Annotated in this window: 10 protein-coding genes; all 10 read right to left on the reverse strand. The window is 38.8% G+C overall.

Annotation, left to right across the window (positions count from 1 at the left end):
• A partial coding sequence (locus G440_RS20795) for a GEVED domain-containing protein (protein ID WP_245574873.1) occupies positions 1 to 2,043 on the reverse strand: 2,043 nt, incomplete at its 3' end.
• Between the two features lie 140 nt (positions 2,044 to 2,183).
• Entirely contained in the window at positions 2,184 to 3,002 is an 819-nt protein-coding gene (locus G440_RS0115475; RefSeq protein WP_026452145.1) for an enoyl-ACP reductase FabI, read from the reverse strand.
• Between the two features lie 195 nt (positions 3,003 to 3,197).
• Positions 3,198 to 4,850: a DNA repair protein RecN gene (gene recN, locus G440_RS0115480; protein ID WP_026452146.1), complete on the reverse strand. Its 1,653-nt coding sequence runs from the start codon at positions 4,848 to 4,850 to the stop codon at positions 3,198 to 3,200.
• 188 nt (positions 4,851 to 5,038) lie between these two features.
• Positions 5,039 to 5,929 carry a type IX secretion system protein PorD gene (gene porD, locus G440_RS0115485; protein WP_026452147.1) on the reverse strand — a complete coding sequence of 297 codons (891 nt, stop codon included), beginning with the start codon at positions 5,927 to 5,929 and terminating at the stop codon, positions 5,039 to 5,041.
• A complete protein-coding gene (gene coaBC, locus G440_RS0115490) occupies positions 5,922 to 7,151 on the reverse strand; it encodes a bifunctional phosphopantothenoylcysteine decarboxylase/phosphopantothenate--cysteine ligase CoaBC (protein WP_026452148.1) in 1,230 nt (409 codons plus the stop codon). The genes porD and coaBC overlap by 8 nt, the downstream gene beginning before the upstream one ends.
• A 78-nt stretch (positions 7,152 to 7,229) precedes the next feature.
• Positions 7,230 to 7,562, reverse strand: coding sequence for a DNA-directed RNA polymerase subunit omega (locus G440_RS0115495; RefSeq protein WP_026452149.1), 333 nt, complete (start codon positions 7,560 to 7,562; stop codon positions 7,230 to 7,232).
• Positions 7,563 to 7,575: 13 nt separating this feature from the next.
• Positions 7,576 to 8,385: an outer membrane protein assembly factor BamD gene (locus G440_RS0115500; RefSeq protein WP_026452150.1), complete on the reverse strand. Its 810-nt coding sequence runs from the start codon at positions 8,383 to 8,385 to the stop codon at positions 7,576 to 7,578.
• A gap of 137 nt (positions 8,386 to 8,522) precedes the next feature.
• Positions 8,523 to 9,398 (reverse strand): 4-hydroxy-tetrahydrodipicolinate synthase, encoded by an 876-nt coding sequence (dapA, locus tag G440_RS0115505; RefSeq protein WP_026452151.1) that lies wholly within the window; start codon positions 9,396 to 9,398, stop codon positions 8,523 to 8,525.
• Between the two features lie 99 nt (positions 9,399 to 9,497).
• Positions 9,498 to 10,013, reverse strand: a complete 516-nt coding sequence (locus G440_RS20800) for a DUF6913 domain-containing protein (protein WP_026452152.1) — start codon at positions 10,011 to 10,013, stop codon at positions 9,498 to 9,500.
• A gap of 127 nt (positions 10,014 to 10,140) precedes the next feature.
• Complete coding sequence (ligA, locus tag G440_RS0115515) at positions 10,141 to 12,132, reverse strand: NAD-dependent DNA ligase LigA (RefSeq protein WP_026452153.1); 1,992 nt, start codon at positions 12,130 to 12,132, stop codon at positions 10,141 to 10,143.
• Positions 12,133 to 12,338 lie beyond the last annotated feature (206 nt).

Genomic DNA, 12,338 nt, shown 5'->3' on the forward strand with positions numbered 1-12,338 from the left:
TATAACATTAGCAGTTATAGGTGCATCTTCCGGAGCAAATGTCAAGAAGGAAACTTCAATGGTATCTAATGTGAAGTCCTCACCAGCAGCCACTACAATGTCTGCAGCACTCGTAAAGTCAGAATCAACAGAAGATCCTGAACCTCCATTACCATCACCTGCAATAGGATGTTCTTGTTCGCAATCACCCCCTGTACCACCACCGCCAGTAACGTTTATGGTGTAATCTTCGGCTTGGCCATAACCAGAACCTGGAGTACAAGAATCAGTAGCGTAAGAGGCCGGAAATCTTTTAATAACCCGCATTCTAGTTTGACCGGCAGTAACACCAGAAGGAACTACAATATCTCCAGTGGCCTGTTGACCATCTGTACCTGTAGAACCAACAATAGTACCTATTTCATAACGTTCACTGTCGTTATCTAAAATTCCGTCTTGATTCCAATCAATAAAAACGGTAAAGCTATTTGTAAAACCTCCACCAGTATTACCCTCCAAAGCGATGGCATAGGTCATTCCTTCTTCCATATCACCTTCAATTGCGGTAAAGTCTTCATGAGCAGGAGATCCATCTAACGTAGCATCCGATACATTACTAATTCCTGCAACATCAACCAACGTGATTGGCTCTACACCGTTGTTAAAGGTTAATGGTCCGCAGTACGGCTCTGGGAAAGTTCCACCACCGCCAGAAGTTACAGTAAACTTATAATCCTCAAATTCTCCATAAGTAAATCCTGTCTCACAAGGATCAACATCTCCTGTTGTACTTAACCAATGGCTCACGACTCTCATTCGGGTATCACCTTCCAAAGCATCTGCAGGAACGGTAATCGTACCTGTTTGATTGGATAAATAACCGCTTGAAGCATAAGCTACTTCGTCTGTTGTATCGAAAACGCCATCTTGGTTCCAGTCTACCCAGATTCTAAAGCCCGCAGTTCCTCCTTCCATGTCTGCCGAGAAGTCCACATTCCCTTCTTGCTCTTGAGTAACTGTAGCTGTATCATAAAAATCTCCATATCCGCCTGCTGAAAAACCAGAACCCATATTGGAAATGTTTTCGCTGCCGCCAGTGGTAGAGAAATTATCGATAAATCTATCCGAGTTTGTTCCTTCAGGAGTACAGTATCCACTGCCACCACCACCTCCAGCTGCAACTATTTCAACGTCCCAACCAAGCCAGTTTACAACACCACTAGCGTGGAAAAAGAAAAATAAATCTCCACTAGTACTAGTAAATGTAGCAGATCCATTAGAAGCAATCATATCTGCTAAAACTTTATCTCCATTATTTGCTCCTGTTTGACTGTTATCGTATAGCAAAGTGCCTGTAGCGTCAGCTCCATCGTAAATTTTTAAATAATCGAAATAACCATTTACTCCGAATTCTAAGAATTCAATTTCTGTTACACCGGCCAAAGTTGTTTGGGTATCACAGTTACAGTTTGGATAATTCCCGGGAGCACCATCGGTATTTTCTCCTCCTGGTCCACCTGGATCGAAGAAATTGTCTCCAACCGCAGGATTAAAGGTTTCAACTTCACCGGCAGTAGGAACAATATCAGAAAGAATCCTACTTTGGATTACTGTATTATTCGCAACATTAGTATTAAGTCTATTTTGTCCTGCAGCCAGAAGTTCTGCTTCATCTTCAGCTGTAAGCGCACGTGGAGCCACAAACAAAGGAGTTCGATTATAGGCCGCTCTTTGCTCTTGAGTGAATGCGATGTTTTTTGCTTCAACAGAACTATTAAAGACCACAGTATTTGCAGCATTAGCCGCTCTAGCAGGTTGTTGGTTGCTGAAATAGGCTCTCAGCATTCGTTGTTCCTCTATTGTAAAATGTTCGGAAACGGAGCCAGCCTGCTTTCCAACATTGTTATAGCGCGCCAACAGATCCTGAATGGTAACTGTGGACTTTTGCACCCCTATATCCGTCGGGCTTGAACTGGCCCTTGAATCTGAAGGTTGAGTAGTTTGGGCGCTTAAGGTCAGCGAGAGCAGACCAACAAAACACCCAATAATAGTACTTCTTTTCATAATTTAATAGGATTTAGTTAATAATCCCTTAAAAGTATCTAAAATTATGTTAATAACAAAGTTTTATGATAATTTCTTTAACTATCAAAAAAAATCCTGCCAAGACTTGGCAGGATTGATTTATTAAAAAAATGTATGTGTTATTTTCCTTCTACAAAAGCTTCCATAACGGAATCACTGACTCCCATATTTGAAAAACCACCATCATTATATAGATTTTGAAGTGTTACTCGTTTAGTAAGGTCACTAAACATCGCTATAGTATAATTTGCACAATCCAGCGCTGTAGCATTGCCCAAAGGCGACATTTTATCGGCATAGTTGATAAAGCCATCAAACCCTTTTACGCCTTGACCTGCGGTTGTAGGAGTTGGGGATTGCGAGATTGTATTGACACGAACCTTTTTATCCCTTCCGAAGAAATATCCAAAACTACGCGCAATACTTTCTAAATAAGCCTTATTATCCGCCATATCATTATAGTCCGGAAAAACACGCTGCGAAGCCATATAGGTAAGTGCAATGATACTTCCCCACTCACTCATGGCGTCCTTTTGATAAAGCACCTGCATGGTCTTATGAAAAGACTCGGCAGAGATATCCCAGCCTTTATGCGTAAAGTCGTAATTCTGATTGGTGTAATGATTGCCCTTCCGAACATTTACAGACATACCAATAGAGTGAAGGACGAAGTCTATTTTTCCTCCCAAAATTTCGGTTGCCTTCGCCACCAAGTTCTCTAAGTCTTCTATACTCGTTGCATCAGCAGGAATAACTTCAGAGCCAGTTTTCTCAGCAAGTTCTTTAATAGTACCCATTCGCAAAGCAATAGGCGCATTGGTGAGCACAAACTTTCCACCTTCTTCGTGAACGCGTTCAGCGGTTTTCCAAGCTATGGAATTTGAATCCAGCGCTCCAAAAATAATTCCGCGTTTTCCTTTAAGTAAATTATAAGACATATTTTTAATGTTTATGGTTATTGATAACTGCTAATGGTTATTTGTATAAGTTAATCGGTATCCGTTAAGCGCTACCAGTATATGTTTATGGTTTATAGTTAACTGCTCAAGGCAATTTATCATTTCTCCTGTTCTTGACTTTGAACATTCAACTTTGAATTTTGAACTTTGAACTTTGAATTGTAAATATACTGTTTAATTCAATAATTCTTTCGCATTTGCCAAAGCTGCCTCAGAAACATTTTTGCCTCCAAGCATTTGCGCTATTTCAATAATGCGTTCTTCTTTCTCCAAAACTTTTAAATGCGTTCCGGTAATATTATTCTTATCTTCTTTATATACCTTAATATGATGATCTCCCTTTGCTGCAATTTGCGGCAAGTGTGTAATGCTCAACAATTGCATCTTTTTGCTCATTTGATGCATAATATCAGCCATTTTATTGGCTACTTCACCTGAAACCCCAGTGTCTATTTCGTCAAAAACAATAGTAGGTAATTTTTTGTATTCGGCCAAAACCGCCTTAATGGAAAGCATAATTCTACTCATTTCACCACCGGAAGCAACTTTTTTAAGTGACCCGAACGCCATGCCCTTATTGGCGGTAAACAAAAGCTGTAACGTATCTGTTCCACTCGCTTTAAAATCTTCTGAAGCATTAAGCTCAAATTGAAATTGGGCATTTGGCAAACCTAAAGGCAATAAGGTTGCTTCTAGTTTTTTCTTAAGCAAAGGAATTGATTTTTCTCTCTTTTGATGAAGCGAAGCAGCTGTTTTTAAAGCAGTCTGGCGCAATAACGCCTTTTGTTTTTCTAACTTTTCTATGGCATCGTCCATTCCCAAGGTAGTATTCACTTTTTCTTCTAGGTTCTTCTCAATTTCCAATAATTCTGAAACTGATGAAACCGCATGCTTTTGCTGAAGCTTGTATAAGGTTTGCAACTTTTCATTTACCTGAAAGAGCATTTCTGGATCGGCTTCAATCTTTTCTGAAGTATTTCCCACTTCACTTGAAATATCTTCCAATTCTAAAATAATACTGTTCACTCGCTCCCAAAAACCTTCAAAGACAGTAGAAAACTCTTTTATTTTGCCCAAAATTATACGGGCTTCCTTTGCTGATTGCAAGGTGCCAATTTGCTCTTCGTCCAAAAGTCGGTTTACATTTGAAAGGGCATCCTGTATTGCTTCGGCGTTGTTTAGTGTCTCATAAGTTTCCTCGAGCTCTTGTTGGTTTAGCTTACTTAAATTTGCTTGTTGAAGTTCATTAAAAAGAAAACTTTGGTAATCCAGTTCTTTCGAGGCATCTTCCTTCTCCTTTTGTAAAAGAGAAAGTGCTTCGGAAGTCTTTTTAAAATCTGCAAATTCTTTGCTATACAACTTCAGAAGCGAACTGTTTCCCGCCAAAGAATCGATTACATCCATTTGGAAGTTTTCCGTAGCAACTTCTAAAGTTTCGTGCTGACTGTGAACATCTATTAAATATGGGGAAAGCGCCTGCAGTTGGGCTAAGGCGACAGGCGTGTCATTAACAAAAGCACGTGATTTTCCGCTGGGTAATATTTCACGGCGAATAATGGTATGCGATTCATAGTCCATATCATTTTCGTCAAAAATACTTTCCAAATTATAATTGGCAATAGCAAAGTGTCCTTCAACAATACATTTTTTTGAAGCATCTTTAACGCTGCCTAAATCTGCCCTTTTCCCCAACAAAAGGGCCAAGGCTCCAAGAAGTATCGACTTCCCTGCTCCAGTTTCACCTGTAATAATTGTCAATCCTTCATTAAAGTCCACGCGAATATCTTCAATAAGAGCGTAGTTTTTTATAACGAGAGTTGTAATCATTTATAGTTGTTAGTCGGTACTTGGCAGTTGGTAGTTGGTAGTTGGTAGTTGGTAGTTGGTAGTTGGTAGTTGGTAGAAATTAATATTCAAAGTTCAATTCTTAACCTTGAACCTTGAACTTTGAACCTTGAACCTTGAACCTTGAATCTTGAACCTTGAACTTTAAACCTTAAACTTTGAATTTTCACCTAATACTTGATTTCAGACCAGTTACTGCGTTTTGTAGGAGCTATTCGGTTAAGGTTTTCTATCAACTTGGTAACATCAACTTGCGGTCCTCCACTAAAAATAGCTTGAATTTCGTCGCTCTTGGCATCAAAAAAAGTTCGAACCAAAAACGAATTTGGACGTCTATCATTAACACCTTTTAGTATCCCAATAGCATCAGAAATCTTGTCTTTAGCTTGTTTGGGGTTTGTAGCCATAACATCCAAACCCTCTCGGTGATACTGATACATGGCATCGTGAAATTCCTTATAAACTGAAGAAATTAAAGCATCATTATACCTATATCTTGATTGATTTCCGTCTGCAGATTTCCAGCCTGAATAATTGCTAGAAGCAGCCGTATTCGTTATTTGTTTGGCTATTTCAAAATAAGGTGCGCCACCATTGGGTGTATAAGTATCGGCATCCAAACCTAATATAGTATATACGTGAAACGCCACCACTGAAACCAAGTTTGATTCAAAGCTATTTATATTGAAATTCAGCGGCTCAAATTCTTTGTAACTAAAGCTAACTTGTTTGTCAAAATAGTTATAAACAGGACTGTCATAAGTAGAGTCAAAAACAGGTCGAGAAGATTGAATTTGAAGGGTTGCGTTAAACGTATCACCGTCATATTGACTCACAACCAAAGTCATATTGCAATCGATGCGTTCTTGGTTTTTATATTCCTTATCGGTCCATCTCGTGTTGATTACAAATTCCCGCAATTGGGTTTCCAAAGTTTTGAAAATTTGCAGGTTTGGTTGTCCAGTTTGTACCGCATCAATAGAAACCGTGCAGTTTAGTTCCTGTGAATTTGCTGAAAGTACCGAAACGGTACAGAATAAGAAAAGTATAAATTTACGCATGGATTTGATCTATAATATATTCTAAAATATCTTTTGCTACTTCTTTTTTAGATTTAACAGGAAAAGGAATCACTTTATTGTCTTTAGATATTAAAGTAATCTTGTTGGTGTCGGTTTTAAAGCCAGCACCTTTGTCCCGAAGCGAATTTAGCACAATTAAATCTAAATTCTTTTTTTTGAGTTTCAATTTTGCATTTTCTTCCTCGTTTTGAGTTTCCAAAGCAAAACCCACCAAAAATTGATTCTTTTTTATTTTGCCCAAGGAAGCTAAAATATCTTTTGTTTTTGTGAGCTGAAGGCTTAAATCATCCTCATTATCCTTCTTTTTAATTTTCTGGGAAGCAATTTCTGCCGGACGATAATCTGCCACGGCCGCACTTAAAATACCCACATCACAATTATTGAAGTGCAAGTGAACTGCATTGTACATTTCTTCTGCGGAAGTAACCGATAAAATTTTTATAGAATCGTTCTCTAGCTTTAAGTTGACTGGTCCAGATACTAAAGTCACCTCAGCACCTAACTTTGCCGCAACCTCGGCGATTGCATAGCCCATTTTTCCACTGGAATGATTTCCAATAAAACGTACTGGATCAATAGCTTCATAGGTTGGCCCCGCAGTTATTAAGAATTTCTTGCCGCGCAACGGAAGACTTTTCAATAAATCTCGTTCTAAAAATGACACGATCTCCTCAGGTTCAGCCATTCTTCCCTGCCCAACCAAACCGCTCGCCAATTCACCGAAAGCAGCTGGAATCTGAATATTCCCAAAGCTATCCAGTTTTTTAAAATCCTGCTCCGTGGTAGGATGTTTATACATATCCAAATCCATTGCAGGCGCATAGTACACTGGGCATTTAGCCGAAAGGTAACAAGCGAGCAAAAGATTGTCGCAATTACCAGTAGACATTTTAGACAATGTATTGGCCGTAGCCGGAGCTATCAAAAATAAATCAGCCCAAAGGGCCAACGCTACGTGGTTGTTCCATTTGGGCTCTTTAAAGCTTGTTGAGTCATTTTCTTCGGTAAAAGAAGAAAAGACCTCATTTTTTGAAAGCGTTGAAAGTGTTAATGGGGTGACGAATTCCTTCGCAGATTCCGTCATCACAACTCTTACGTTGGCGCCCTTCTTCACTAAAAGTCTAACTAAAAAAGCTGCTTTGTATGCGGCAATCCCGCCAGTAACACCAAGCAAGATATTTTTACCGTTCAAAACAGACATTCTTTTAGTTTCAATTTTTAGCTTACAGGTTCCAAGTTAAGCAATTGTTGCCATTAACTTTTAACTAACGAATAACTTTTATTCGTCAATCGCTTCGTCTTGTGTATTTCTGTAATATATTTTATTTTTCAACCACTCCTCTACTGCTAGCGCGTGCGGCTTTGGAAGTCTTTCATAAAACTTAGAAACCTCTATTTGTTCCTTGTTTTCAAAAATCTCTTCCAAACTGTCGTTGTAAGTTGCAAACTCATCCAGTTTTTCAAGAAGTTCTTTCTTGATGTCGCCATTTATTTGTGTGGCTCTTTTTGCAATGATAGCAATAGCCTCATAAATATTGTTGGTTGGCGCATCAATCAAGTTCTTGTTAAGAGTAACAGTATTGACGGGTGCTTCTGAATTTTTAATATCCATAGTAAAAAATTAATTAAATAGTGGGTTCTGTTTCTGTAGGAACAAGCCGGCTCTCCAAGTCTTCATAAATTTCGTTCGCTTCTGGAGCTAAATCTGTATCCTTATAATATTTTATAAAACTTCTATAGTATCCTTTTGCCGTCACTAAACGTTCTTGAACTAGGATTGGAATACTATTAACAGCCAATTTATATGCCGATTCAAATCTTCCGAAGAAAGCTTCTTTTCGGTAAATGGAGCCAGGATTATCCGTTATAAAGTTATCAAAGGCTTCAATGGCCGCCTTATAATCCTCAACATGTAAATATTGCTTTGCGGTCCTAAATTGCTTCTTTTCCAGTTTTTGTCGCAATTCTGCCACCAACTCATTAGCCTCCATTCTCTGGTCAGAATCTGGATATGCGTTGATATAGTCCTGAAGTTTGTCAAGCGCTTTATCAGTATCTTTTTGATCTAATGAAAACCTTGGAGACAACTGATAAAAGCTTTTTGCCGACTTGAATGCAGCGATTTCAAGGCTATCACTTTTTGGATAAGCCTGTGTAAAACGCTCAAACTGATATCCAGACATATAATAATCCTGTAGATTATAATAGGTGTTTGCATAAATAAACATCAGTTTTTCACCTTGAGGCTTTCCTCTGTATGATGGAACAATTTGCTCCATAAGCTTTAGGCTTTTTTTGTATTTCCCCTTTTGGTAAAGCGAATCTGCAAAAGCGTATTTCTTGCCCATATCGTCCTTTCGAAGAACCTTTTGGTATTCGCCACAGGATGATAATAGAACAGTAAGACAAAGTGTTATAAATAGTGGTACTCGCATGGGCTTAAAAAACATCGTGCAAAAATAGGGAATTAAACGTGATTGAACAAACTTATTATTCGGCTAAAATATTGCGCTGAAGGCTATTATTTGCAAGCCTTTTGAAAAGTTTAACGCATTGGGACTAAAGTCTCGACTTAGAATTTTTTTACAAAAGAATCTATTTTACTTCGCAAAGCCTCGCTAACCACCACCAAAGGAAGGCGTACTGTATCACCACAAATACCTAAAGTTTTAAAGACTGCTTTAATTCCGGCAGGATTTCCTTCGGTAAAAATGTAATCAATTGCAGGAGCAATTTTGTAGTGGATTTTATAGGCTTCGTCAACTTTTTTATCCAAACCGAGTTTTACCATTTTTGAAAATTCCTTTGGAAAACCTTCACCAATAACTGAGATTACTCCTGCTCCTCCAGCAAGAACCATTGGCAATGTAATCATATCGTCCCCTGAAATCACTAAAAAATCTTTTGGGCAACCCAAAATCAATCGCATCGCCTGTACAATATCGCCAGCCGCTTCTTTTATTGCAACAATTTTATCGAAATCATTCGCCAAACGGATAACGGTTTCAGGCAACATATTTGAAGCCGTTCTTCCAGGAACATTATACAAGATTATAGGCAAGGGAGCTACCTTTGCAATTGCTGCAAAATGCCGATAAATCCCTTCCTGTGTTGGCTTATTATAGTAAGGCGAAACCGATAGAATTGCAGTAAAAGCGGAAAGATCCCGAAGCGTCATTTCATCAATCACTTCTTGCGTATTGTTACTCCCAATGCCTAGAACCAAAGGCAATCTTCCGTTATTTGAAGAAACTATGGTGTTAATAACAAGTTGCTTTTCCTCCTTTGAAAGTGTCGCACTCTCAGCCGTTGTGCCTAAAACCACCAAATAGTCAATTCCATTTTCTATATTGAAGTCAACCACTTTTGTAAGGCCTTCCACATCTACGGAAAAATCACTTTTAAAAGGAGTAATTAAGGCTACTCCAGTTCCAACTAATTGTTTCATTTCTTATTTTCTATTTTCTAATACAATTGATTCTTTTGACTCTAAAATGTTCCTTTCTATTTCATCCACCTTCAGACATCCATCATCGTCATCTGTAGTTTAGATCTTCTTAAAAATCTCTAAATATTTTTTCACCTCACTTTTGAAGGTTTTCGAATTTTGCGGATCAACCGCGAGCAATAAATCAAACAACCGCTCATCAACGCCATCGAATCCTATTTTAAACTTCGCTTTACTCTCTGCTACCATCGCACTCAAAAATTCGTGTTTATTTCTGTAAATACCTATCAAAACATCAAAAGGAAAATCGAGAAATTCTCTTGCATTTTGACTGTGGATTTCTCCGCGCCAAGTAAATTCCTTGTTTGTGATCTGGTTTTGCCGGAGCGATGGAATTTTCCGTCGCGTTTCCACGAAAGTAAAAACTTTTACATCTTTTCGCTGTAAACCGAGCTCATTTCCAAATTCATAAAGCATTTCAAAATCGTCAAAAAAAGTCTCGTCCACCAAAAAACCTAGATACTTCAACGGTGTATTACGCTGAGAAACGTCACGCTCCAATAGGTTTTTTTGGGTATGCTTTTTAAGCGAATTCTTTTTTACTTTTTTCAACATAGAATATGAAGCTTTTGCGCTTCAAAAATAGAATTTTTTTTAGGTTTTTAGTTTAATTTGACAAAAGAAGGCCTCCTTGGGTGGGCAACATACTTAGACAAGCTCAGCATAACGCCTTGCAGAAAACTCAAACCATATTTAAAAAATCGTCTTCCGAAATAATTGCCACGCCCAAATCTTCTGCCTTTGTCTTTTTGCTCGGTCCCATATTTTCGCCCGCCACCACATAATTTGTTTTGGAAGAAATAGAGCTAGAAACTTTTCCACCATTGTCTTCAATCAATTTTTTAAGCTCGTTGCGGGTCACTTTCGTGAAAACGCCGGAAACAACAAAGGTGCTTCCACTTAATGTATCGGTTTGACTGGCAAGTTTTTCGGCAGAAATTTCCAATTGCACGCCATAACTTTTTAAGCGCGCAACGGTTTCAATATTTTCTTCGGAAGTAAAAAAAGAAACCACACTTTGAGCGATGCGCACACCAATTTCATCAACAGTTACCAATTCTTCTTCGGAAGCATTCCGCAACGCGTCAATTGTTTTGTAATGCTTGGCTAATTTTTTAGCAACCGTTTCACCAACATACCGAATTCCCAAACCGAAAAGTACGCGATCAAAGGGAATCTGTTTTGAAGCCTCAATCCCTTTTATAATATTCTCGGCACTTTTCTGCGCCATTCGCTCCAACGGAATTATCTGTTCCTCCTTCAGCAAATACAAATCGGCATAATTATTTATTAGGCCGTTATTTACTAACAACGCCACGGTTTCGCCACCCAAACCTTCAATATCCATCGCCTTTCGCGAAATAAAATGCTGAATCCTACCAATAATCTGTGGCGGACAACCCTCAAAATTGGGGCAATAATGCTGAGCCTCCCCCTCTTGCCGAACCAATTCAGTTCCGCATTCTGGACATTCGGTTATATATTCTGTTGGGTTTGAATTTGGGTCACGCAGCGTAAAATCTACACCGATTATCTTCGGAATTATCTCTCCTCCTTTTTCAACAAAAACAGTATCGCCTTCACGGATATCGAGTTTTGCAATTTGATCTGCGTTGTGCAAAGAAGCTCGTTTTACAATGGTTCCCGCCAATTCCACAGGCTCCAAGTTTGCAACAGGAGTAATCGCCCCCGTTCTTCCAACTTGATAGGTTATTTGATTCAATACAGTGGATACTTGTTCCGCCTTAAATTTATAAGCCATTGCCCAACGTGGCGATTTGGCGGTATAACCTAGTTCTTCCTGCTGCTGTAGATTGTTTACTTTCACTACTACCCCATCGGTTTCGTAAGGGAGTTCGTGACGATGCACGTCCCAATAATTCACAAATTCCAAAACCTCATCCAGACTTTTGGCAAGCTTGGCGGCATCAGGAACTTTAAACCCCCAATGTCGCGCTTTTTCAAGGCTTTCAAATTGCGTTTTTATCGGTAATCTTTCGCCTTGGAAATTGTATAATAAACAGTCCAATGGGCGTTTTGCAACCTCAGCGCTATCCTGTAACTTTAAACTTCCCGAAGCTGTATTTCTCGGATTTCTATATGGCTCTTCCCCCAGCTCCACTCTTTCAGCATTCATTTTGGCAAATCCTTCAAAAGGTAAAACGATTTCCCCACGAATATCAAAAAGCGGCGGATAATCACCCTTCAATTGCAAGGGAATAGAGCGGATTGTTTTCACATTGGCAGTTACATCATCACCCTGAAAACCATCGCCACGAGTAACGGCTTTTTTTAACCTCCCGTCTTCATAGGTCAAGCTAATTGAAGCTCCGTCATACTTAAGTTCGCAGGTAAATTCAACATGACCATCTACCATCTTTTCGATGCGTTTTTCCCAATCTTCCAGATCTTCCTTTGAATAGGAATTTTCCAAGGAATACATTCTGAAATTATGTGGAACAGTCTCAAAATTTTTAGTGACTTCGCCTCCAACCCTAAGTGTGGGCGAATTAGCATCATAAAACTCAGGATGGGCCTTTTCCAATTCTTGAAGCTGCTTTAGTTTTTGATCAAAATCAAAGTCGGAAATAGTGGGATTATCAAGTACATAATAGTTGTAATTATGCTCACGAAGTTCGTTGCGAAGGGATGTAATTTGTTGTTCAATGTTCATAGAACAAATATAAAATAAAGAACAATGAAAAAACTGTTGAAGTTGAAATGAAATTTATGAGCTCTCAATTTCCTTGGAATAAATTCCAAGGCCAAAAAATGGGTCGTGCCTCTGGCACTTTGTGGTGCCCAGGGGCACGAATCCATTGGAATTTCGAAATTTATTCAGAGCACTACCATCGCAGAAAAGGCATCGCATAAAAAGCA

Source organism: Aequorivita capsosiphonis DSM 23843, from assembly GCF_000429125.1.
GTDB lineage: Bacteria > Bacteroidota > Bacteroidia > Flavobacteriales > Flavobacteriaceae > Aequorivita > Aequorivita capsosiphonis.